We start from the raw sequence: 23080 nt of genomic DNA on the forward strand, positions 1-23080 counted from the left end.
AAAACGTAATCATCATTGTGCGTTATTTTTTGATGAGGAAGTCGAATTAAGAGATGTTTGGGATTGATGGACCAGAGTTTGTCGTAATCTTACTTGTTCTCATCATTGTTGTTGGACCGAAAGATTTACCTAAAATATTAAAGACAATAGCAAAGGTAAGAGCTTATATGTTTTTAATGGCAAATGAACTTCGTCATCAGTTTGATGATGCAATAAGACAAATCGAGCTCGATGATTTGCAAAAAACATGTTCGGATATTAGCGATTCAAGCAAGAAGTTGACAGAGACTTTTGATCCCATTCAAAATACATTAGAAGATATCCACGATAATTTGGATGTTAAGGCAACACACCATAAATCAGAAAAAGGTAAAGAAATTTTGGAATGCGATCACAACGTAACCAATAAAGATATGACAGGATCTATAGCTTCTAAAGATAAAGAAGATGTGTCATGAATGTTAAGAAAGATGAGGTTGATGCCCATATGGCACCACTTTTGGAACATTTAATTGAACTTCGTCAGCGAATTATTGCTGCCTTGGTTGCATTTATGATCGCTTTTATGATGTGTTTTCTTGTTAAAGATTATATCTTAAATTTTTTACTATGGCCATATCAGTGGGCAATGAAAATAGCAGAGGGTAATCCTGAGGGTATTCGTTTGCAATCAACGCAAGTATGGGAAACTTTTTTAACGAAGATGAAGCTTTCTGCTTTTGGGGGAATTATTTTATCTTTTCCCTATACGGCTTTTCAGTTTTATAGTTTTATTGCACCAGGGCTTTATAAAAATGAGCGTATGGCTTTTTTACCATTTCTCATTGGGGGGCCTATTTTATTTTGTATTGGGGGAGCGTTTGTGTATGGTCTATTAGCGCCAATAATACTATGGTTTAGCCTTTCTCAACAATTTCTTCCAGATGTTCATTTAAAAATAGAATTTATAGTGCGTATTTCTGATTATTTGGGCTTTATGACATCATTTATCCTAATTTTTGGTTTGATTTTTCAATTACCTCTTGTCATCAGTCTTTTAACAAAAGTTGGATTTTTAACGTCTCATGATTTGGCGTCTAAACGAAAATGGGCTATTTTACTTTCTTTTATCATTGCGGCAATCATAACGCCGTCGGATTTTTTTACGATGTTTGCAGTGGCTTTACCAACGATAGCACTTTACGAGATTTCAATTTTAATTGCTTACAGTATAGAAAAGAGAAGAAAATCCGCTTAAGAAAAATGTATAATCTTATGAGATAAGAAATGAATAAAAACAATATAAATAAGGAGTTTTTATGCTTGATATTAAGTGGATTCGTGATAATCCTGAGAAATTAGATAAAGCACTCGTAAGTAGAGGTCTTGAGCCACAAGCTGAGAGGTTAATACAACTTGATCTTGCACGTCGGTCGCATATTGCTAAGGTGCAATTGGCGCAAGAGCGTCGCAATGTGGTTTCAAAGGAAATAGGACAGGCTTTAGCTGTATCTGATCAGCAAATGGCTGAAAGTTTTAGAGCTGAAGGTGAACAGATTAAAGTCTTTCTTTCTTCTGCAACAGCGGAAGAAAAACAGCTGACGGAGAGTCTTGAAAAAATTCTTTCAGCACTTCCAAATATTCCATTAGATGATGTTCCAGAAGGTAAAGATGAAAGTGATAATGTCGTCATTCGACATTTTGGTACACCTCCAACATTTAATTTTACACCAAAGGAACATTTTGATCTTGGTCAAGATCTCAAGCAGATGAATTTTGAACGAGCTAGTCGTTTGTCTGGAACACGTTTTACAATACTTTCAGGGGCGTTAGCACGGCTAGAACGAGCATTAGGCCAATTTATGCTTGATGTGCATGTCAATGAGCATGGTTATACAGAAGTCTCAATACCTTTTCTTGTTCGTGATGAGATTGTTTACGGAGCAGCACAATTGCCGAAATTTGCTGAAGACCTTTTTCGTACAACAGATGGTCGATGGCTTATTTCTACAGCAGAAGTGCCATTAACCAATTTGGTCAACGATGAAATTCTTGAAATATCAGATTTACCACTGCGATTTTCTTCTTTATCTCCCTGTTTTCGTTCAGAGGCGGGAGCAGCCGGTCGTGATACACGCGGTATGTTGCGTCAGCATCAATTTTGGAAAGTTGAAATGGTCTCGATTACCAGTGAAGAGCAGTCTTTAATTGAATTAGAACGTATGACGGAATGTGCAGAAGATATATTAAAACGACTTGGTTTGCCTTTTCGCACAGTGGTGCTTTCTACAGGTGATATGGGGTTTGCAGCGCGTAAAACCTATGACATCGAGGTTTGGCTTCCTGGTCAAGAATGTTATCGTGAAATTTCTAGCTGTTCAGTTTGTGGAGATTTCCAAGGTCGTCGTATGAATGCGCGTTATCGTAAAGAAGGCGATAAAAAATTGCATTTTGTTCATAGTCTTAATGGTTCTGGTACAGCTGTTGGACGTTGTCTTATTGCCGTGCTTGAAAATTATCAACAGGCTGATGGATCAATTATTGTTCCAGATGTTTTACAACCTTATATGGGAGGCATGCGTTGTATTACTGCTTAATTTTACGAAAGGAGAGACAATATGCGTTTATTGCCAAGAGGTGATGATATGCAAACGCAAGTTTTTGCCATTTTAAAAGAAGCAGTTTGTCAGTATGATAAAAGTGCAGCTCCATTGGAGATTGAATGATACTATGGGGCAAAAGGGTATTTTACAATTTCGTGAAGAGTTAGCCGCTCTTGTACTGAAAATGCGTAGCAAAGGCATTGATGATGTGCGATTTTTTTCGGCATTAGAGAAAATTCCGCGTCAACAGTTTGTTTCTGCTCCTTGGTTTAATAGCGCTTACGATAATAAAGTTATTCCCCTTGAGTGTGGTGAATATATGGAACGCTTGGAAGAACAACTCTTAATTCTTTCGGCATTATCGTTGAAAAAAAGGCATCGTGTCTTAGAAATTGGTACAGGATCTGGTTTTTGTACTGCTCTTATGGCATGTCTGAGTGACCGTGTGACAACGATTGATCGTTATAAAACGCTTGTTGATTTAGCATGCCAAAAATTTCAAACTTTAGGAATTGAAAATATTGTTATACGGCAGATTGATGGAAGTCATAGTGTGACGGGCTTGGGATCGTTTGATCGCATTCTTATTTGGCCATCACGTTTTGATGAACCAAAGGAATTTTTAGAACTTTTAGCTGAAAATGGAATTCTCATTCAGGCGATAGGACCTGACGAAGGGGTACAAACGGTGACGCGCTATACAAAAATTGGTAGTCGATTTGAGTGTTTAGAACTGTTCCAAGTGCGTTACCAACCTTTTATTAAAGGCATTGCAGAAATACTTTAATTTTTAAAAGCTAAGAAATTTCTGCAAATTGTCTACGTTAAATTCATTTTGATCTTATATAAAGATATTTATGAATAAAACATCTCATTTTAACTCTTCGGTAATTTAAAAAAGCTTTAATGGAGTGAGTTGATTATTGATGAGTGAGCAAAACGATGTGTCTAAAAGCTTTGGATAATATTTTCCAGCATAATTCTCAGAGAATAACTTTGTTAGCGGTGGTAACTATTGTTGCTGGTTGTAGTTCTGGTACACAGCGTTTTTCCAACATTGTCTCTCATCGTACGGTATCATCTCAATCAAATATATCAAGCACTATGTATACAGATCCGCGAATGCTATCATACGGTAGTGGTATGATACAAAGCACTGAATTGCCACCTGTGGAATCAAGCGATGATTCGTGGGGAGATGACAATTCCCCCTATAATTTTCCACATCAAGGTAGGATAACTTCTTCTGATGGTCGCGTTATGGGCGCCCCTCCACGTAATCTTGGAACACTTTCTCGTTCACAAATGGATAAATCTCCTATTTTTCGGCGGAATTCTTATATTGTTCAGAGTGGAGATACACTGCTCAGTATTGCACGACAAGTAGGGGTTAGTGTTGAGGCATTAAAATTAGCAAATGGTATAAACAGCAATTCCATTTATATCGGTCAGGTACTTGTTGTTCCAAGCAGGCGTACATTAGCAGCTTCAAATGCACACAATAATAACGATTGGGCAGTGTCAACAACAGAATCTGCATCCCAGTCTCAAGTGATGTCCTCTATAAAAAACAAGAAGTCCTCTCCTATATATAAAGCTCCTGTAACAACGCCACCCTCTGCAAAGATGAACAAATCAAGTTCTGAGAAAAATTTTTCTAAACAGATGACGCAATTGAAACATGAGGCTGGTTTGTCAAGTACTGTTACGAATACAGATAATATGACGACTCCGCAAGCCACAGGAATTTCTAAGATGCGTTGGCCAGTACGAGGGCGTTTATTAAGCCAGTTCGGTCAAAAAAAGGGAACAGTAATGAATCGAGGAATAGATATTGCAGTGCCTGAAGGGTCTTCGGTAAAGGCGGCAGAAAATGGTGTGGTTATTTATGCGGGAGATGGACTAAAAGAGCTTGGTAATGTTGTGATGATTCGACATGAAAATAATATTATCACTATTTATGGATGTAACAGTAAGCTTGTTGTTAACAAAGGACAAAGGGTAAGACGCGGTGATGAGATTGCTAAATCTGGTGTTTCAGGAAATGTTAAAACGCCACGTGTATATTTTGAGATGCGTAAGAATTCATTACCTGTTGATCCCCTTAAATATTTAGAAAACTAATTTATTGATGACTTTTAAATTTGAATAGTCTTACAGTTTATAGAAACTTCATGAAAAACAATTGATTTTCTTAAATCAATAACACTCAGCAAAAAATCATTGGTTTAAGGAGAGTAGTTCGTTGGGATCGTTAGATATTACTATCTTTGTGTTTATGAAAGTGTAAAACAATAGTATCATACTTATTTGTCAGCTTTCAGTGTTCCAACGGCTCTTGCATTTGAGAGAAGCATGAAAAAAGATATTTCACGCCTTTCTTAAAAGGTTTTTATCTACAGGCTCATTTCATTCATATGTATGACGTGCAAGAAAATCGTTTTGATTAATTCAGAGGGTTTGAAATGGGAGCATTTGACTGTACTTAGATCTGTTATTCGATATCAAAACGATAAATTATCTATATAAATTAAAGTTTTTTCATTAGAAAAATTATCTTGTATCATTTATTGAGTTAGTGAAAAGATTTATATTGTAGGATATATAATAGGGGAAAATGAATCTATTTTTTAAGATTTTTCTCATTGTATTTTGGTATCCTGTCTCTTAAGGATTTATTGCATTTTTGTAAAGCTGTGATTAGATTATGTAGTTATTGCTTTTTATGATAAATTCTTTAAGAATTTTTTTCTGAATCGGAATTTTATTTTAATAGAGTGGGAAATACCTGAAGTTTAACTATAGGAGATAAAAATGTTTATTACGAACGCTTATGCTCAAGTTGCAAGCGATGTTTCCGGTGGAATTTCATTTGTTAGCGCAGTCCCTCTCATTTTAATTTTTGCAATTATGTATTTTTTTATCATTCGTCCACAGCGTGCCCAAATGAAAAAACGCCAAGAAATGCTTAATGCAGTACGTCGTGGTGATACAGTTATAACGGGTGGTGGTATTATCGGCAAAGTTACGAAGGTTCACGACGAGAGTGGTGAATTAGAGGTTGAAATTGGTGAGAGTATGAATATTCGTGTTATTCGCTCAACATTAGCTGATGTGCGCGTTAAAGGTGAGCCGATTGCAGAAAAAAAATCAAAGCTTAATGCTAAAGCAAAAACATCACAAAAGTCTAAATCTAAAACGACAACGAAAGAAAATATGAGTGTCTCTAAAGAGAAAAAAGCTATATCAAAAGAAAATGAATCTTAAGGTGTAATGGCAGTTTATTACATTTTTTAAGCATTTTTATAAAAAGCTTGGCAAGATCAGGACAATTTCATTGGAAAAGTATCTTTTATAGTGGCTACAGAAAATGGAGTTTTTGTTTCCTTGAGATTATTAAAATAGTTGCTTTATTTATAGAATATTGCGCAACAAGATCATTGTTTCTATAAAAAAAATTGCGAGTAAATAAGCTGAAAAAAACTTTTTAAAAGATAGATTTATTGAAGCAGGTATAGCAATTTGATTGCGGTTTATTATCAAATTTTCATATACTTGTTGTATGAGAAGATTAGGGGGTTATATAAAATTTCCACTTCAATACTAGGCTATGGTTAAGATATCAATGTTTATATCAGCCTTCCTTTAATTTTTATGGTGAGAAGTAGCAAAGACAATTGGATTATTCAAAAATAAAGGGTGCTTGTTCATGTTCGATGCAATTCAAATTCGTGAAGCACATTTTCCAAGTCGCGCACCTATTGATGCTTATGGAAATGGTGGATTTCGTTTTGCTGATATGTCTCATAGAGGTTCTATTATTTGTGTACCATCAGGTATTTATGGCATTGACATGGCAGGGCCTATTCCCACTCAAGAGGATATATCTCGTATTTTAGAAGAAGCTTCTGAAATCGAAGTTTTATTAATAGGTACTGGAATTGAATTATTGCGATTACCTGAAGAGTTACGGGGTCTTTTATGGGAAAAACGTATTTCCTCAGATACAATGAGTACGGGAGCGGCGGTGCGTACATTTAATGTTTTATTGGCTGAAGATCGCGCTGTTGCGGCATTATTATTTGCGGTAGATTAGAGTATTGTTTAATAAAACAAATGCTCTCGTTTAGTATGAAAGATTTGTATGGTTATTTTACTGCGCCGTAAAATACCGTTGTTTAAAGTGCTGATATAAGGGGAATAAAATATACATAACTTAACACATTAAGTGTTTTTAAATACAGCAGCAAGTATCCAGGGCAGAGCTTGTTCGTAGTTCAATGAATCACATGAGTGATCAACTCTTGGCACTTGAGACAGTTCATAAGAGGCATTTTAATTTTTTCTTATACAGTTTTTACCTACAAGCCAGCCTCGCTTGTGACGTGCAAGGGAATAGTTTTGATTGATTCAACATGGAATTGGTTTGAAATGAAAGCATTCTACGATATTTGGGATTCTAATTTAACATATAAAACAATGAATTATCATTATAAATAAATGTGTTGATAGTAATAGAAACTCACCGAGAGCAATTGGATTTTTTACAAATTGGTATTGGTAAGAATCTTTGTCCTTTAGGATGGGGAGGATGTCAATGATTTGATGAATTTTTTGTGATCAGTGCATTTTTTATAAAATAACATTGTCATCTATTCAGTGAAAAAGTATTTTGCGTTGTTTGTTATTCTAAGTTTCACTATGCATGTTACGATTAGTTTTTAGTTTTTTTACTGTAAATGAAAACTTGAAGTCCGATAAGATAAGTTTTATCAGAAAAGTTATTTATTTAATTTTTTTCTTTCTAAAACGAAAAGTGACTAGAAAAGAAATTTTAATTCACAATACAGTTAAGAGACAGATTTAAAAATCTTATTTTCTGAACTGTATTTGCTTATCCCTCATTTTTTAATATGAATAAAAAGAGGATATTAATTTCATTACTAAAAAAGGGACGTTAATAGGTTCGAATGATAGGCTCTCTTCCTTATTGTCTTGATATTTTACGTACCATAGATCGTGATCGCTATATATCGGTTTTATTTGCGCCTAAAAAAAAGCGCCAAGCATTGGCTGCTCTTTATGTATTTAACGCTGAAGTTTCTCGTATTCGCGAAAGTGTACATGATCCACTCATAGGAGAAATACGGTTACGTTGGTGGTATGATTCTATTGCTCATGGTGAAATGCAAACGAGTGGAAATAATCCGATTTTGAGTGATTTATTGAAAGCAATGACTCTTTTTAATTTACCTAAGGCAGCTTTTTTACGTTATTGTAATGCACAAATTTTAGATCTTTATCACAATCCAATAGAAACACTTCATGATCTAGAGCATTATTGTGGTGAGACAGCAAGCATAATTTTACAGCTTTCTTGTCAGATATTAGATCCTGATACTGCACAAGAGTTTACAGATATCTATGAACATGGAGGGATTTCTCAAGGATTAAGCGGTATATTACGTCTTTTATCATTCATGCAATCACGATATCAATATTATTTACCTACTGATATATTAAAGGCTGTAGGAGTGAATAGGGAAGATTTGGAATCTCACCGTCTCAGTGATCAACAAAAGGGTCGTATTGTTGAAGCTATGGTAGCATTATCGCGCGATCATTATACCCAATTTTACGAGTATTCTTGTGCTTTACCTAGAGTTCTTAAGCCAGCTTTTCTTCCATTGGTCATTGTACCGGCTTCTCTTCAAAAAGCTATACAGCTAGGTGCTGTAATTTTTCAAGAGAGTGCAACGTTGCCATTGATATATCGCTATTGGTTGATAACAAAAGCAGCAATAAGCGGCAATTTTCCAAAGATATTGTAAAAGAATATTACCACGTTGAAATGCGTAACGTATAGACTGATTTTCTCATATAAAAAAAGATGCTATTGTGATTCCAAACCATTTTTTGTTATAAAAAATGTTGATGTTTTGGTTGTTATAAGCGCAAAAGAATAAGAAATTTTATGAGAGAAGTTATCTTGGCAGTCTATGGGACTATAAAAAACCCTTATTTTTGAGAAAGTATAAAATCATAATTGATGACTGTTATGATTTATGAATATATTGATTTATAATGAATTTTAAAAATAGTTTTTTGTATATTATAAGTTGGGTGTGTAAATGAAATCATTTAAAGAAGAAGCAATACGCTCCTTATGAATGAATATTAAGGGTAGCAATACGATGAGCTATAAATGAATGACGATAGGGATGACATTTATAGCTAATGGGTATAGCTTAGTGGGCGACAACTTTTACAACCTTTGGATGGATAACATTTTTTAAGGCGTTGCGAAAACGACTCTGCGTTCCGTTGAATATTTTCTCGCAAATCCATACATGCACTGATTTGCGAGAGAATTAATCATTATACAAATGCTGACCCTAAGATATGCAAACAAGAAACCTATCTTACCTCTTCAACTATGGACGAAGAGCTGATGGAAACTCTATCAAATAAGTTCTTTAAATTATGCACAACCTTTTTATTGAAGAGCGTTAAAGATCTGATTATAATTTGTGCTATTAATTTCCAAAGGATGTTCTTTATTGGCAACCTGTAGTATTTCTAGCTTGAGATCTTCTCGTATCATCGTATCTATATTGGCGCGGACCTCAGTTGAAAGAGTATGAGGCGTGATATCTTTAGGCATGCTTACAGTCTTTATTTGATAAATGATACGGTTTGTTGCAACTGGACCTTTTATGATGCCATAATGACCTTTGGGAGCAGAAAATAATGCTTTAATCCCTTCAACGCCAAGGGATTCAGATGAGTCTTGACGCCGGAGGGCTGGTGTTGTTTGTTTTGTAACACCAAGAGTACGAGCAAGAGCAACAAGACTTTTTCCTTCCGTGAGCTGTTTGAGAGCACTTTGGGCTTTTTCATCAAGAAGACGTTGGATTTCTTCATTTTTCCATTGAGAAAGAACATCTAGCTTAGCCTCTTCAAGTGTCTTATCGCGGGCAGGAATAATTTTATCGACCTTATACCAGAGATATCCACCATTTTGAAAAGAGAGAGGATCAAGATCGACTCCTTCGTTTGATTGATAGATGGCATTCAGTAAAATATCTTTTTGAGGTAAATCCGTGAGTATTGCACCTTCAAGCGTTTTTCCCGTTTTATCAATGGTAATTGTGCGCAAAGATAACTTGTATTTGTCAGCTAACTCTTTGAGAGAAGCACCCTCAAAACGAGCATTTTCAATGGCTACATAATTGTTACGGATATCATCAGTAGCACGATTTTTGGCAAGTGTTTGGCAAATATTTTCTTCGACACTTTCAAAAGGAAGAGAGCTTGAAGGTTCAATATGCGTGACGCGAATGATAACAGGTCCCTGTAAGTCATTTATTACAGGACTGACTTGTCCTTGTTGAAGTTCAAAAACTTCAGATGTCAGATGATTAGGAAGTTCATTTTCTGCGAGAGGCCCTTTTTTTATGTCATTAAGAGTCTTTTTTTCAGCTTTTACCAGTTCATCAAAACTCAATCCATCAGCTATTTTTTTTGCTGCATTATCGGCTTCTTCGCGTGAGGGGAATCGCAGTTCTTCAAATGTACGCTTTTCAGGCGTTACAAAACGTGAAGCATTTTGTGTATAATAGGCTTTCGCCTCATCTGTTGAGATATCTTTAGGTTTTACAAAATCATTAAGTTCCATAGATAGCAAAGAGACAGTGCGGTATTCTGGAGCACGAAATTGACTTTGATGTGTTTCAAACCATTTTTGTAATGTTTCGTAATCAGGATCAGCAATTGTTTTCTTTTCTTTTAGATCAATAACGAGATAATCAGCAATACGCATTTCTCCTTGATAAAGAGCAAGTGCTTTATAAAAGAGATTTGGTGCTTTCATATCAGAGAGTAAAGCTGAAATAAGTTGGTTACGCTTTTCTTGTTTGGTGTAATAATTAAGGAAAGCACTTTCACTAATACGTAAATTCTGAAGATAATTATAAAACAAATTTTTATCAAAAGTGCCATTTACTTGGAACATCTTATCAGAACCAATCGTATGAGCTATTGTATCTTTTGAAAGACTTATTTTCATTTTACGTACTTGTTCATCAAGCAATACATTTTGTTGTAATTGATTAAACACAAAAGCAGGAATTTGGTATTGCTGCATTTCATTTGCTGTAAACATTCGTCCAAGATGAGCAGCATATGCTAAACGAGCGCTTTGATCGGCAAGTGCAAGACGATAATCATCGACAGTTACTGTGGACTTTCCAGAAGTAATAAGATCTCTTTCACTTTTTTTGTGTAATTGCGGTATTCCCCATAGAAGAATGAAGCATAAGAGTAAAATAGCAAGGAAAATTCTAGAAATCCAAGAATTTGTAGCATTTCTTATGATGTCAAGCATTGTTCAAGTCCATTTTTAATGTGAATTATTATCAAAGCTGTAATGGAATTTGCAATAAAGAGATGAAAGATGCAAGCTTTAAAGACTTGCTTTCATGTTATAATTTGGTAACTACAGATAAACAGTGTATTGTAATGTATTGTTAAGAGCTCTTGAGGTGAAAATATGTCTCCAAATACTCGGCCTTTTCTTGCTGGAAATTGGAAAATGAATGGAACGAGTGAATCACTTGGAGAGTTGCGTGCTATTGCTACAGGCGTTAGCTCTGATCTCAGTCATCTTTTTGAGGCGCTTATTTGCGTTCCAGCAACGCTTTTATCTCGTGCTTCTGATATGCTGGATGGTGAAAATCTCCTTTTGGGAGGACAAAATTGTCATTTTGATGATCATGGTCCCTATACTGGAGATATTTCAGCTTTTATGCTTAAAGAAGCAGGAGCAAGTCATGTCATTATTGGGCATTCAGAACGTCGTACAGTGTATCAGGAAAATGATGCGATTGTTTGTGCCAAAGTGCAAGCTGCGTGGCGAGCAGGTCTTGTGGCTCTTGTGTGTATTGGTGAAACATTGAAGGAGCGTAATAATAATAAAGTGCTGGATATTCTCACGCAGCAGCTTGAAGAATCTTTACCAGATGATGCAACAGCAGAGAATACCATTATCGCTTATGAACCTGTTTGGGCGATAGGCACCGGCAATACAGCGACTCCAGAAGATATTGCAAAAGTACATCATTTCATTCGTGATAAGGTGCGTTCTCGTTTTGGTGATGAAGGCAATAAGATACGTCTGCTTTATGGTGGGTCCGTAAAGCCATCCAATGCATTTGAGCTTTTAAGCATTTCTCATGTTAATGGTGCTTTGATAGGTGGAGCAAGCTTAAAAGCGATTGATTTTTTAACTATTTGCGATGTTTGTCGTAAACTATAGTAGAGAAATTTGAGTTTCCCCTTGGATTATGTGTTATTTATGTGTAAATAGCTATGAAAGAGTTATTTGAAGAGCAGGATTTATGCAAACAGTACTTATAGTTATTCATTTGTTGATTGTGATTACTTTGGTTGGTGTTATATTAATCCAACCTTCAGAAGGTGGTGGGCTAGGTGTGAGTAATAGCTCAGGGTTGATGAAAACTCGTGGATCTCGAAATCCTTTAACACGTTTGACTGCTATTTTAGCCTGTTGTTTTTTTGTTGTGTCTATTGGGCTTACCGTGGTGGGTAATATATCAAATTCTAGTTCTGATATTTTAAAGCGTATACCGGTTAATTCAGAGCAGAATTCTACCAAGAAAGGCTCAGAATCAGTCCCATCATCAGATGGTGAGTCTTCCCCTTCTATTCTTGAACAGCTAGGAGGCAATTCGAATTCTCCGCAGGAACAGAAACAGTCCACAAATCCTGAAGCAGAAAGTCCAGTTCCACCGGTTCTTGAAAATACAGTTCCGGATAACAGTACAAAATAGTTTTTTAAGAAAATATAGACTTTATTAAAAAGGTGATTTTTTCACCTTTTTAATTTTAGAAGAAAAATTGTTTCTTTTTGCATTTTTTGCTGGAAAAATCATTATAAATTGCTTATCACCATAAGCCCATGGCACGTTATGTTTTTATTACTGGTGGTGTGGTTTCTTCCCTTGGAAAAGGCATCGCAGCGGCGGCGTTAGCAGCGTTATTACAGGCTCGTGGCTATCGTGTACGTCTTCGCAAACTTGATCCTTATTTAAATGTTGATCCAGGTACGATGTCACCTTATCAACATGGTGAAGTATTTGTGACCGATGATGGTGCAGAAACGGATCTTGATCTTGGTCATTATGAGCGTTTTACTGGGCGTTCTGCAAATAGCCAAGATAATATCACAACAGGGCGTATTTATCGCAATATCATTGAACGAGAGCGGCGTGGTGATTATTTGGGGGCAACAGTCCAAGTTATTCCTCATGTGACGGATGAAATTAAGAGATTCATTACGATGGGAAATGAAGAGTTTGATTTTGTTTTGTGTGAGATAGGTGGAACGGTTGGTGATATTGAAGCAATGCCTTTTCTAGAAGCGATTCGTCAGCTTCGCAATGAGCTACCAAGACAAAGTGTCATTTATGTCCATCTCACATTAATGCCTTATATACCTTCGGCAGGTGAATTAAAAACGAAACCAACACAACATTCTGTCAAAGAATTGCAAGCAATTGGTATTTCTCCTGATATTTTGCTTGTACGTGCAGATCGATCTATTCCAGAAACAGAACGGTGCAAATTATCACTTTTTTGTAATGTTCGCTCCAATGCAGTCATTCAGGCATTAGATATGCCAACAATTTATGATGTTCCTATGGCATATCATAAGGAGGGTTTGGACTCTGAAGTTCTTTGCGCTTTTGGAATCGATTCGGCACCTTCCCCTCAGATGGATCGTTGGGAAGATATTACGTATCGTATTCACCATCCTGAAGGAGAAGTTACGATTGCTGTTGTAGGAAAATATACGGGTTTAAAGGATGCTTATAAATCTCTTATTGAAGCGATTGCGCATGGTGGTTTAGCGAATAAAGTAAAAGTTAATATTGAGTGGATTGATTCAGAACTTTTTGAAAAAGAAGATTCTGTTTCAGCTTTACAAAAAGCCCATGGAATTTTGGTTCCAGGTGCTTTTGGGGCACGAGGGGCAGAAGGAAAGATTCGAGCAATTCAATTTGCACGAGAGCGTAAAGTTCCATTTTTAGGGATTTGTTTTGGGATGCAATTAGCTTGTATAGAAGCTGCGCGCAATATTGCACAAATTAAGAATGCTTCATCAAGTGAGTTTTGCGAAACAGAAAATCCAATTGTAGGTTTAATGACAGAATGGCTTAAAGGAGACGTTCTTGAAAAACGTACAAGAAATGGTGATCTCGGCGGATCAATGCGTCTTGGTGCTTTTGCTGCTGAATTAAAAGAAGAGAGTCATATTGCTCAAATTTATGGGATGACCAAGATTGTCGAGCGACATCGTCATCGTTATGAAGTCAATATTGATTATAAGGATAAGTTAGAACAGTGTGGTTTGATTTTTTCTGGGATGTCTCCTGATGGTATTTTACCAGAAACTATAGAATATGCAGATCATCCATGGTTTATTGGTGTTCAATATCATCCAGAATTAAAATCCCGTCCTTTTGATCCACATCCGCTTTTTTCTTCTTTTATTGAAGCCGCTGTAGAACAAAGTCGATTGGTTTAATGCATAAATTGGGTTACTTTGCTTTTGAGGGATAAAATGACTAAACCAAATGCCCGTGTGAAAGTTGGAAATATTATTTTTTCAAATGAAATGCCTCTTTCATTAATTGCAGGGCCGTGTCAGATGGAAAGTCGCGATCATGCTTTTGAAATGGCTGGTCGTATTAAAACAATTACCGATCAGCTTGGTATCGGGTTTGTTTATAAGTCGAGTTACGATAAAGCTAACCGAACTTCTTTAGGGGCGGCACGTGGTATTGGTCTTGAAAAAGCAATGGCTGTTTTTTCTGATTTAAAAAAGGAGTTTGATTGTCCCATATTAACTGATGTGCATACAGAAGAGCAATGTACAATTGTTTCTTCTACGGTTGATATTTTACAAATACCGGCTTTTTTATGTCGTCAAACAGATCTTTTGGTAGCAGCCGCCAAAACAGAATGTGTTATTAACATTAAAAAAGGTCAGTTTTTAGCGCCGTGGGACATGGAGAATGTTTTAAAAAAGGTTGTTTACAGTGGTAATCCGAATGTTATGCTTTGTGAGCGCGGCACGTCATTTGGTTACAACCGACTTATTTCTGATATGCGTTCGTTGCCTATTTTACGTTCATTTGGTGCTCCTGTTATTTTTGATGCAACGCATTCAGTTCAAGAACCTGGTGGACAGGGTGCTTCATCTGGTGGACAGCGTCAATTTGTTGAAGTTTTAGCACGTGCGGCTGTTTCTGTTGGGGTAGCAGGTATTTTTTTAGAAACGCATCAAGATCCAGATAATGCACCTTCTGATGGACCCAACATGGTTAAAGTTGATAATTTAAAAAGATTGCTTGAGACTTTAATGGAGTTTGATTATTTGTCAAAGAAGTTGAATTAAGAAGAGAAAAAATATTTTATTAATAGGGCATTAGAAATGAATCGAGACTTTTATTGGATAAGGAAACACATATGACTATAATTGTCGATATCATTGGACGTGAGGTTCTTGATAGCCGTGGTAATCCAACGGTAGAAGTTGATGTTCATTTGGAGAATGGAGCTTTTGGTCGTGCTCTGGTTCCATCGGGAGCTTCAACAGGAGCACACGAGGCTATAGAGCTTCGTGATGGTGGTTTGCGCTATCAAGGGAAAGGTGTTGAAAAAGCGATTGCTGCAGTTAATGGCGAAATTCTTGAAGAACTTGGTGGGCGGGATGCAACAAATCAAATCGCTATTGATCAAGCAATGATTGCTTTGGATGGAACGCCAAACAAAGCCCGTCTTGGTGCTAATGCACTTCTTGGTGTTTCATTAGCTGTTGCAAAAGCAGCTGCGGATTCATTAAATTTACCTTTGTATCGTTATATTGGTGGTACACAAGCGCATATTCTTCCAACCCCTATGATGAATATTATTAATGGCGGCGTTCATGCTGATAATTTGATTGATTTTCAGGAGTTTATGATTATTCCTATAGGAGCCCCTACTGTAAGAGAAGCTATCCGTTATGGCGCTGAAATTTTCCATGCGTTGAAAAAGCGTTTAAAAGATGCGGGTTATAATACCAATGTTGGTGATGAAGGTGGTTTTGCACCTCAATTTAAAAGTGCTGATCAAGCAATTGATTTTATTATGGAATCTATTATAACATGTGGCTACAAACCAGGGGAACAAATTGCCATTGGTTTAGACTGTGCTTCAACCGAATTTTATAAAAATGGTTCGTATTTTTATAAAGGTGAGGGGAAATGCCGTGACATCCAAGAGCAGGTAGATTATTTAGCGCAGCTTGTGAAAAATTATCCTATTATTACAATTGAAGATGGAATGGCAGAGGATGATTGGGAAGGTTGGAAGTTACTCACTGACACAATTGGAGGAAAATGTCAGCTTGTTGGCGATGATTTGTTTGTAACGAATTCAGCACGTTTGCGTGATGGCATCAAAATGGGGGTAGGCAATTCTATTCTCATAAAAGTTAATCAAATTGGTACATTGAGTGAAACACTTGATGCTGTAGAAGTAGCACATAAAGCAGGTTATCGTGCCATTATATCTCATCGTTCAGGCGAAACAGAGGATTCTTTTATTGCAGATCTTGCGGTTGCAACAAATTGTGGACAAATTAAAACAGGTTCTCTTGCACGTTCGGATAGATTAGCAAAATACAATCAACTTATTCGTATTGAAGAAATGCTAGGAGCCCAAGCGCGTTATGCTGGTGATTTATATCGTGTATAGTTGTGAGTGCAAAATATGAAAGTATAAGATCATTTAGACTATGAAATTGAGATTTCTTATCAAAGGCATATACGCAATAATTTTTAAGTGTTTAAATTTATAGGGATTAAGATGAGAGGTATAATTATTAGTCAAGATCAAGGAACTTATCTCGTTTCGGGTGATGATGGTAAACGTTATCAGTTTGCGACTTGGGATTGGATGGGAAAGAATTCGCCAAGGATCGGTTATACTGTTGATTTTGTCTGTGAGGGGGGTGTTGTCAGTTCTGTTTTTCCATTGTTGAGACCAGGTACAGAGAATTCAAAGATAATGTTCGCACTCCTTTGTTGGTGTTCAGGTATCTTTGGTGTTCATCGCTTTATGGTTGGTAAAGTTCGGACTGGTGCTTTAATGCTGATTCTATCTTTATCATTGTTTGGATTGATAATTACCGGTATTTGGGCAATTGTTGATTTTATACTCATTCTTGGTGGAAGATTTACGGATAAAGATGGAAATCAGATTACAGATTTTTAAAAATTTATAATAAAAAGAAAATAATTAAGTTTACTTTTTATTTTGATCAATATAGTAAGCTGCATAATGCAAGATTGTTGTACTCTATTTCTTTAATGTGAGATATTAAGAGAAATATGCACAGTTGAATAAAAGTATTGAAAAAGACTGTGCTATTTTATGTGGGTAAAACAACGGTGTAAATCCACTAAGGTGTGTTTTGTATTGCTGCTTATAGCAGCAGAAAACATTAGCTCATTGGGGGGGAATCAAAACTATTTTAATTTCACGTTTATCACGGCTGCTACAAATTTTATTTACACCGTGAGGTTAATCAGCATATTATAAAAAGAAATAATCTCTTTATGAATAACACATGAGGAGAAGCTTTATAGGTGGTCGAGGATGAAAGGTAAGATTATTGGTCAGGATCAAGGAGATTATTTTGTTTCTGGGGCTGATGGTAAGCGTTATCAATTTACGAGTTGGGATTGGTTAGGAAAAAAACCACCAAAGGTAGGGGATACCGTTGATTTTGTATATGAAGATAATGTTGTTAAATCTGTTCTCCCTCTTTTGAGTAAATCGCAGTCAGAAAAATCAAGATTGGCGATAGCACTTGTTTGTTGGTTTTTTGGATGGTTGGGAATTCATCGCTTTATGGCTGGTAAAGTTGGAACGGGCATTGCAATGCTTCTTATAACGATAACAGGTATAGGGCTGTTAGTTACTATACCGTGGTCGTTTATCGATTTTATAGTTATTTTATCCGGATATTTTAGGGATGAAAACGGGGATAAAATTATAAATTGGTAGAAATTTTAGAATAATATAAAATGTAAAGAGCTAGGAATTTTCTTTACTTTTAATGTTGTCAATATATTAATTTAATAATGTAAATTATTTTAATATATGTCTTTAAATGTGAAACATTAAAGAAAATTATGAATATTTAAATAAAACTATTGAAAAAGACTGTACTATTTCATATGAAAAAAGCAAAGGTGCAAATCGGACAGCGTGCTTTGTATTACCACTTGTAATTGCGGGAATTTTAAGTTGTTGGGGGATTTTTAGCTTTTTAAATTGTCATATATCACGGTGAATACAGACTGTATTCATGCTGTGAGGTTTATTCAACATATTATCATATTAGAAGAAAAGCTTCTTTATGAATAACAATTTTATAGGTGGTGAAGATGAAAGGTAAGATTATTGGTCATGATCAAGGAGATTATTTCATTTCAGGGGCTGATGGTAAGCGCTATCAGTTTGCGAATTGGGATTGGTCAGGAAAAACGCCGCCGAAAGTTGGTGACGTCGTTGATTTTGTGTGTGAAGGGGATACCATTAAATCTATTTTCCCTATCTTGACTGAAGGTCAGTCACAGCAATCAAAAGTGACGTTAGCGGTCGTTTGTTTTTTTCTAGGTGGACTAGGAATTCATCGTTTTATGGTTGGTAAAGTTGGAACGGGCATTGCAATGCTTCTTATAAATATAATAAGTGTAATACTTATAATAAGTGTAATATTTATGCCGGTAGGGCTTATAGGAATTTTTTTGATAATTACACCTTGGGTATTGATTGATTTTATAGTCATTTTAACAGGAAATTTTAAAGACAAAGATGGGTGTAAAATCACAAGTTAGTGGGATATCCAATATTTGTAATACAAAAAGTGGGGCATTCAGCTTACTTTGATTGTATTTAAGGGGGGGGATAAATTGGTGATAACAAATTGTTTGAGTGTATAGATTTGGTAATGAGGTATTAATCAAAATCGTGCATAGTTGGGCAAAATATTAAAAAATTTGTGCTGTAAAGACTGTGCTATTTTATGTGGACAAAGCAGAAACGTCGATCAATCAAAGTGCGCTTTGTACTACCTCTTATGACGGTGGGAGTCTTAAGCTATTTCAGTTATCACATTTATCATGGTGAGTATGGATTGTATTCACGCAGTGAAGTTAATCAGCATATTAGCGAATTAGAAAAGGAGCTTCATAAAATAGAAGCTGAGCGGATATTCATGGAAAAGCGTATTTCTCTTTTACGCAATGGACATATAGAAAAAGATATGCTGGATGAGTATGTCCGAAAGAATTTGAACTTTTCTAAGCCAAATGAACTGACAATCTTAATACCTTGAAATGATACCAAAGGTAAATGAAAAATCGCTTAATTTAAACAACAATCAGCAATGATATTGTTTAAGCCGATTGATAAGGCTTGTAACTTTTGTTCGTAAAGGTTATTCCTAAATAATCATAAAAGGGAGTTTAATATGGCAGAACGACTTAAAAAAAATTCTGCGTCGGTGGCGCGCACTGCATTATCAAGCACCACAAAGAAAGCACCAATAGCAGATTTTACAAAAGAAGAAGAAATTGATGCTTATCGTGAAATGCTTTTAATTCGCCGTTTTGAAGAAAAAGCAGGACAACTTTATGGTATGGGGCTTATTGGGGGATTTTGTCACCTTTATATTGGTCAGGAAGCCGTTGTTATAGGAACATTGAAAGCGGCAAAAGAAGGTGATCAGGTTATTACGTCTTACCGTGATCATGGTCATATGTTAGCCGTTGGGATGAGCCCACGTGGTGTCATGGCAGAATTAACGGGACGTCAAGGTGGCTTTTCCAAAGGGAAAGGTGGCTCGATGCATATGTTCTCTAAAGAAAAGAACTTTTATGGAGGACATGGTATTGTTGGTGCGCAGGTTCCAATTGGTTCAGGTTTGGCATTTTCGAATCAATATCTTGGTAAAGATAATGTAACATTGGTTTATTTTGGTGATGGTGCCGCAAATCAGGGGCAGGTTTACGAAAGTTTTAATATGGCTTCACTTTGGAAGCTTCCCGTTGTTTATATTATTGAAAATAATCAGTATGCTATGGGAACGTCAGTTTCACGTGCATCTGCAGAAACTGATTTTTCTCGCCGTGGTCTTTCTTTTGAAATTCCAGGTATTGTTGTTAACGGTATGGATGTTCGATCAGTAAAAGGAGCTGCTGATGAAGCAATTTCTTGGGCACGCTCAGGTAAAGGGCCGATCATTCTTGATATGCAGACCTATCGCTATCGTGGTCATTCCATGTCTGATCCAGCAAAATATCGTTCAAAGGAAGAAGTCCAAAAAATAAAAGAGGAACACGATCCGATTGATCAAGTAAAAAGTCGGATTCTTAAGAAGAATTGGGCGAACGAAGATGATTTAAAGTCTATTGAGAAAGAGGTTCGTGCAATTGTTGCTGATGCGGCGGATTTTGCACAAAGTGATCAAGAGCCAGATGCTTCTGAGCTCTATACTGATATTTTAGTTTGATGCGAGGGAAGCAAGTATGTCTATTGATATTTTGATGCCGGCGCTTTCACCAACTATGGAAGAAGGTAAACTGTCTAAATGGCTCAAGAGAGAAGGTGATAAGGTTAGCTCTGGCGATGTTATTGCTGAAATTGAAACGGATAAGGCTACAATGGAAGTAGAGGCCGTTGATGAAGGTACTCTTGGTAAAATTTTTGTGCCTGAAGGTTCTGAAGGTGTAAAGGTTAACACTGTTATTGCGATTTTGTTAGAAGAAGGTGAGCGTGCTGAGGATATTTCGCAACCTACGGATATAACACAAAAACCCAAGGAATCTCCACTTTCTCTGCCTTTGTCAGTTCCGCAGGTACCTACTTTTGATACGTCTCCTGATTTTGATATTCCAGCGGGAACACAAATGGTTACAATGACAGTTCGTGAAGCGCTTAATCAGGCTTTAGCTGAAGAAATGCGGCGTGATGAAAAGGTTTTTCTCATGGGGGAAGAAGTCGCGCAATATCAAGGTGCCTATAAGGTTAGTCAGGGTTTATTGGAAGAATTCGGAGAGCGCCGCGTTATTGATACCCCAATTACAGAGCACGGCTTTGCTGGGTTGGCTGTTGGGGCTGCTTTTGGAGGGTTACGTCCCATTGTCGAGTTTATGACCTTTAATTTTGCGATGCAGGCGATGGATCAAATTATTAACTCCGCAGCAAAAACCCGTTATATGTCTGGTGGACAAATGACCGCTCCTATGGTTTTCCGAGGTCCCAATGGTGCGGCTGCCCGTGTTGGTGCTCAACATTCTCAATGCTATGCTGCATGGTATAGTCATGTACCAGGTCTGAAAGTTGTTATGCCTTATAGTGCTGCAGATGCAAAAGGTTTGCTGAAAGCTGCTATTCGTGATGATAATCCTGTTATTTTTCTTGAAAATGAGATTTTGTATGGGCATCAATTTGATGTCCCTCAACTGGATGATTTTGTTTTGCCTATTGGTAAGGCGCGTATTCATAAGTTTGGACAAGATGTGACGATTGTTGCGTGTGGAATTGGAATGCATTATGCCGTTCAAGCGTTGCCGGAAATTGAACAACTTGGTATTGATGTTGAATTGATTGATTTACGAACCATTCGCCCGATGGATCTTGCAACAATTCTTTCTTCAGTTAAAAAAACGGGTCGTTTGGTAACGATTGAAGAGGGATTTCCTCAGTCATCCGTGGGAACTGAAATAGCAACGCGTATTATGCAGCAGGCTTTTGATTATCTTGATGCGCCAATTGCTACGATTTCTGGCAAAGATGTCCCGATGCCTTATGCTGCTAATCTTGAGAAGTTGGCTTTGCCTAATACTGCTGAGATTATTGAGGCCGTTAAGGCTGTGACATACAGAGCATGACGGAGGAAAGTATAATGCCCATTAAAATTACAATGCCAGCACTTTCCCCTACGATGGAAGAGGGAAATTTAACAAAATGGAATATTAAGGAGGGAGATAAGGTTTCCTCTGGTGATGTTATTGCTGAAATTGAGACGGATAAAGCGACAATGGAAGTCGAAGCCGTTGATGAAGGTAGGGTTGCCAAAATTGTGGTTCCTGCTGGAACACAAGGCGTTAAAGTAAATGCTTTAATTGTTGTTTTAGCAGAAGAAGGTGAAGATTTAGCTGAAGCTGCAAAAGTTTCAGAAGAAATCTCTTCTTCTACAAAACAAGAACCAGAGGGCGTAAAACAGACAGATTCTCTGAAACAGATGGACTCAAAGGGTACAAAAATGTCTCATGAATCATCAGCTCAGCAATTAATACAGCAAGATAAAAAGGAAGCGCGGCTTTTTGCCTCTCCCTTAGCGCGGCGATTAGCATCTCAGGAAGGTCTTGATTTATCCCTTATTTCTGGAAGTGGTCCGCATGGGCGTATTATCAAGCGCGATGTAGAAAAAGCTGTGAGTAGTGATATTGCTAAAGTGTCTTATTCATCACAAATAGCGGAGCTAGTAGCTACAGGTGCTTCTGACAAACAGATACTGAAACTCTTTAAAGAGGATGAATATATCTTCGCACCCCATAATAATATGCGTAAAACAATCGCAACACGTTTGATGGAATCAAAACAGAGAGTTCCACATTTCTATGTAACGGTAGATTGTGAACTTGATGCACTATTAGCACTGCGTACACAACTGAATGCTGCTGCACCAATGATTAAGAGGCAGGAAGAAACTCAGCCTACTTATAAGCTTTCTGTTAATGATATGGTGATCAAAGCTGTCGCACTTTCTTTGAAAGCTGTTCCTGATGCGAATGTCTCTTGGCTTGAAGGCGGAATGCTTCATCATAAACATTGTGATGTTGGGGTTGCTGTTTCTATTCCCAATGGATTAATTACGCCGATTATTCGCCATGCAGAGGAAAAGTCGTTATCACTTATTTCCAAAGAGATGAAGGATTTTGCAAAGCGTGCGCGTGAGAGAAAATTAAAAATAGAAGAATATCAGGGTGGAACAACAGCTGTATCAAATATGGGGATGTATGGTATAAAAAGTTTTTCGGCTATCCTTAATCCACCGCATGCGACGATTTTTGCGATTGGTGCAGGGGAGCAACGCGCCGTTGTTAAAAATGGTGCATTAGTTGTTGCGACAGTTATGTCAGTTACAATTTCTGCGGATCATCGTGCTGTCGATGGTGCTTTAGCCGCAGAGCTCGCGCGGACTTTTAAGAAGATGATTGAAAATCCATTAGCAATGTTGGTTTGAACTGTTTAACAGTTCTTCACGTAAATTGTGAGAGAGTGTGTTAAGAGAATAAAAACAAATTTAAGAGTTTGAAGAGCAATGTTATTGCTATTTCTGGTTTGGGTAAAGC

The 23080-nt window shown here is 36.8% G+C and carries 21 protein-coding genes; 20 read left to right on the forward strand and 1 reads right to left on the reverse strand.

Annotated elements, in window-relative coordinates; translation table 11 throughout:
- Nucleotides 1-53: 53 nt before the first annotated feature.
- The 8 genes from ACFINF_RS01940 to ACFINF_RS01975 all read left to right on the forward strand — a co-directional run bounded on the left by ACFINF_RS01940 (nt 54) and on the right by ACFINF_RS01975 (nt 8413).
- Nucleotides 54-458, forward strand: a complete 405-nt coding sequence (locus tag ACFINF_RS01940) for a twin-arginine translocase subunit TatB (RefSeq protein WP_375619433.1) — start codon at nt 54-56, stop codon at nt 456-458.
- Nucleotides 455-1237 (forward strand): twin-arginine translocase subunit TatC, encoded by a 783-nt coding sequence (tatC, locus tag ACFINF_RS01945; protein WP_375619434.1) that lies wholly within the window; start codon nt 455-457, stop codon nt 1235-1237. The genes ACFINF_RS01940 and tatC overlap by 4 nt, the downstream gene beginning before the upstream one ends.
- A gap of 61 nt (nt 1238-1298) precedes the next feature.
- On the forward strand, nt 1299-2576 hold the full coding sequence (serS, locus tag ACFINF_RS01950) for a serine--tRNA ligase (protein ID WP_375619435.1): 1278 nt from the start codon (nt 1299-1301) through the stop codon (nt 2574-2576).
- Between the two features lie 133 nt (nt 2577-2709).
- Nucleotides 2710-3369 carry a protein-L-isoaspartate(D-aspartate) O-methyltransferase gene (locus tag ACFINF_RS01955; RefSeq protein ID WP_375619473.1) on the forward strand — a complete coding sequence of 220 codons (660 nt, stop codon included), beginning with the start codon at nt 2710-2712 and terminating at the stop codon, nt 3367-3369.
- A 155-nt stretch (nt 3370-3524) separates the two neighbouring features.
- Nucleotides 3525-4706 carry a peptidoglycan DD-metalloendopeptidase family protein gene (locus tag ACFINF_RS01960; protein ID WP_375619436.1) on the forward strand — a complete coding sequence of 394 codons (1182 nt, stop codon included), beginning with the start codon at nt 3525-3527 and terminating at the stop codon, nt 4704-4706.
- 690 nt (nt 4707-5396) lie between these two features.
- Complete coding sequence (gene yajC, locus ACFINF_RS01965) at nt 5397-5849, forward strand: preprotein translocase subunit YajC (RefSeq protein ID WP_375619437.1); 453 nt, start codon at nt 5397-5399, stop codon at nt 5847-5849.
- Nucleotides 5850-6291: 442 nt separating this feature from the next.
- Nucleotides 6292-6678 (forward strand): Mth938-like domain-containing protein, encoded by a 387-nt coding sequence (locus tag ACFINF_RS01970; protein ID WP_375619438.1) that lies wholly within the window; start codon nt 6292-6294, stop codon nt 6676-6678.
- Nucleotides 6679-7552: 874 nt separating this feature from the next.
- Nucleotides 7553-8413 (forward strand): phytoene/squalene synthase family protein, encoded by an 861-nt coding sequence (locus ACFINF_RS01975; RefSeq protein WP_375619439.1) that lies wholly within the window; start codon nt 7553-7555, stop codon nt 8411-8413.
- Between the two features lie 665 nt (nt 8414-9078).
- Here ACFINF_RS01975 and ACFINF_RS01980 read toward each other — a convergent pair.
- The gene (locus ACFINF_RS01980) at nt 9079-10968 is read right to left on the reverse strand and encodes a peptidyl-prolyl cis-trans isomerase (RefSeq protein WP_375619440.1); all 1890 of its coding nucleotides are present in this window, start codon (nt 10966-10968) and stop codon (nt 9079-9081) included.
- A gap of 165 nt (nt 10969-11133) precedes the next feature.
- Here ACFINF_RS01980 and tpiA point away from each other — a divergent pair, with 165 nt between their 5' ends.
- The 12 genes from tpiA (at nt 11134) to ACFINF_RS02040 (ending at nt 22971) form a co-directional block, all read left to right on the forward strand.
- On the forward strand, nt 11134-11898 hold the full coding sequence (tpiA, locus tag ACFINF_RS01985; RefSeq protein ID WP_375619441.1) for a triose-phosphate isomerase: 765 nt from the start codon (nt 11134-11136) through the stop codon (nt 11896-11898).
- A gap of 82 nt (nt 11899-11980) precedes the next feature.
- On the forward strand, nt 11981-12433 hold the full coding sequence (gene secG / locus ACFINF_RS01990; protein WP_375619442.1) for a preprotein translocase subunit SecG: 453 nt from the start codon (nt 11981-11983) through the stop codon (nt 12431-12433).
- A 128-nt stretch (nt 12434-12561) separates the two neighbouring features.
- Entirely contained in the window at nt 12562-14190 is a 1629-nt protein-coding gene (locus ACFINF_RS01995; RefSeq protein WP_375619443.1) for a CTP synthase, read from the forward strand.
- Nucleotides 14191-14226: 36 nt separating this feature from the next.
- Nucleotides 14227-15063, forward strand: a complete 837-nt coding sequence (gene kdsA / locus ACFINF_RS02000; protein ID WP_375619444.1) for a 3-deoxy-8-phosphooctulonate synthase — start codon at nt 14227-14229, stop codon at nt 15061-15063.
- Nucleotides 15064-15134: 71 nt separating this feature from the next.
- The gene (gene eno, locus ACFINF_RS02005) at nt 15135-16406 is read left to right on the forward strand and encodes a phosphopyruvate hydratase (RefSeq protein WP_375619445.1); all 1272 of its coding nucleotides are present in this window, start codon (nt 15135-15137) and stop codon (nt 16404-16406) included.
- Nucleotides 16407-16517: 111 nt separating this feature from the next.
- Complete coding sequence (locus ACFINF_RS02010) at nt 16518-16925, forward strand: TM2 domain-containing protein (protein ID WP_375619446.1); 408 nt, start codon at nt 16518-16520, stop codon at nt 16923-16925.
- Between the two features lie 384 nt (nt 16926-17309).
- The gene (locus ACFINF_RS02015) at nt 17310-17720 is read left to right on the forward strand and encodes a TM2 domain-containing protein (protein ID WP_273788348.1); all 411 of its coding nucleotides are present in this window, start codon (nt 17310-17312) and stop codon (nt 17718-17720) included.
- A gap of 383 nt (nt 17721-18103) precedes the next feature.
- Complete coding sequence (locus ACFINF_RS02020) at nt 18104-18556, forward strand: TM2 domain-containing protein (protein ID WP_375619447.1); 453 nt, start codon at nt 18104-18106, stop codon at nt 18554-18556.
- Between the two features lie 188 nt (nt 18557-18744).
- A complete protein-coding gene (locus tag ACFINF_RS02025) occupies nt 18745-19056 on the forward strand; it encodes a septum formation initiator family protein (RefSeq protein ID WP_012754998.1) in 312 nt (103 codons plus the stop codon).
- 135 nt (nt 19057-19191) lie between these two features.
- Complete coding sequence (gene pdhA / locus ACFINF_RS02030) at nt 19192-20232, forward strand: pyruvate dehydrogenase (acetyl-transferring) E1 component subunit alpha (protein WP_375619448.1); 1041 nt, start codon at nt 19192-19194, stop codon at nt 20230-20232.
- A 16-nt stretch (nt 20233-20248) separates the two neighbouring features.
- Nucleotides 20249-21613, forward strand: coding sequence for a pyruvate dehydrogenase complex E1 component subunit beta (locus ACFINF_RS02035; RefSeq protein WP_375619449.1), 1365 nt, complete (start codon nt 20249-20251; stop codon nt 21611-21613).
- A gap of 14 nt (nt 21614-21627) precedes the next feature.
- Complete coding sequence (locus tag ACFINF_RS02040; RefSeq protein WP_375619450.1) at nt 21628-22971, forward strand: pyruvate dehydrogenase complex dihydrolipoamide acetyltransferase; 1344 nt, start codon at nt 21628-21630, stop codon at nt 22969-22971.
- Nucleotides 22972-23080 lie beyond the last annotated feature (109 nt).

This window comes from Bartonella sp. TS25HLJMH (assembly GCF_042193505.1).
In the GTDB taxonomy this organism is placed as follows: domain Bacteria; phylum Pseudomonadota; class Alphaproteobacteria; order Rhizobiales; family Rhizobiaceae; genus Bartonella; species Bartonella grahamii.

What these genes read in the sequence shown, in the direction of transcription:
- ACFINF_RS01940 (WP_375619433.1), top strand. Translation starts at nt 54, where the DNA reads ATGTTTGGGATTGATGGACCAGAGTTTGTCGTAATCTTACTTGTTCTC.
- tatC (WP_375619434.1), top strand. Translation starts at nt 455, where the DNA reads ATGAATGTTAAGAAAGATGAGGTTGATGCCCATATGGCACCACTTTTG.
- serS (WP_375619435.1), top strand. Translation starts at nt 1,299, where the DNA reads ATGCTTGATATTAAGTGGATTCGTGATAATCCTGAGAAATTAGATAAA.
- ACFINF_RS01955 (WP_375619473.1), top strand. Translation starts at nt 2,710, where the DNA reads ATGGGGCAAAAGGGTATTTTACAATTTCGTGAAGAGTTAGCCGCTCTT.
- ACFINF_RS01960 (WP_375619436.1), top strand. Translation starts at nt 3,525, where the DNA reads ATGTGTCTAAAAGCTTTGGATAATATTTTCCAGCATAATTCTCAGAGA.
- yajC (WP_375619437.1), top strand. Translation starts at nt 5,397, where the DNA reads ATGTTTATTACGAACGCTTATGCTCAAGTTGCAAGCGATGTTTCCGGT.
- ACFINF_RS01970 (WP_375619438.1), top strand. Translation starts at nt 6,292, where the DNA reads ATGTTCGATGCAATTCAAATTCGTGAAGCACATTTTCCAAGTCGCGCA.
- ACFINF_RS01975 (WP_375619439.1), top strand. Translation starts at nt 7,553, where the DNA reads ATGATAGGCTCTCTTCCTTATTGTCTTGATATTTTACGTACCATAGAT.
- ACFINF_RS01980 (WP_375619440.1), bottom strand. Translation starts at nt 10,968, where the DNA reads ATGCTTGACATCATAAGAAATGCTACAAATTCTTGGATTTCTAGAATT.
- tpiA (WP_375619441.1), top strand. Translation starts at nt 11,134, where the DNA reads ATGTCTCCAAATACTCGGCCTTTTCTTGCTGGAAATTGGAAAATGAAT.
- secG (WP_375619442.1), top strand. Translation starts at nt 11,981, where the DNA reads ATGCAAACAGTACTTATAGTTATTCATTTGTTGATTGTGATTACTTTG.
- ACFINF_RS01995 (WP_375619443.1), top strand. Translation starts at nt 12,562, where the DNA reads ATGGCACGTTATGTTTTTATTACTGGTGGTGTGGTTTCTTCCCTTGGA.
- kdsA (WP_375619444.1), top strand. Translation starts at nt 14,227, where the DNA reads ATGACTAAACCAAATGCCCGTGTGAAAGTTGGAAATATTATTTTTTCA.
- eno (WP_375619445.1), top strand. Translation starts at nt 15,135, where the DNA reads ATGACTATAATTGTCGATATCATTGGACGTGAGGTTCTTGATAGCCGT.
- ACFINF_RS02010 (WP_375619446.1), top strand. Translation starts at nt 16,518, where the DNA reads ATGAGAGGTATAATTATTAGTCAAGATCAAGGAACTTATCTCGTTTCG.
- ACFINF_RS02015 (WP_273788348.1), top strand. Translation starts at nt 17,310, where the DNA reads ATGAAAGGTAAGATTATTGGTCAGGATCAAGGAGATTATTTTGTTTCT.
- ACFINF_RS02020 (WP_375619447.1), top strand. Translation starts at nt 18,104, where the DNA reads ATGAAAGGTAAGATTATTGGTCATGATCAAGGAGATTATTTCATTTCA.
- ACFINF_RS02025 (WP_012754998.1), top strand. Translation starts at nt 18,745, where the DNA reads ATGTGGACAAAGCAGAAACGTCGATCAATCAAAGTGCGCTTTGTACTA.
- pdhA (WP_375619448.1), top strand. Translation starts at nt 19,192, where the DNA reads ATGGCAGAACGACTTAAAAAAAATTCTGCGTCGGTGGCGCGCACTGCA.
- ACFINF_RS02035 (WP_375619449.1), top strand. Translation starts at nt 20,249, where the DNA reads ATGTCTATTGATATTTTGATGCCGGCGCTTTCACCAACTATGGAAGAA.
- ACFINF_RS02040 (WP_375619450.1), top strand. Translation starts at nt 21,628, where the DNA reads ATGCCCATTAAAATTACAATGCCAGCACTTTCCCCTACGATGGAAGAG.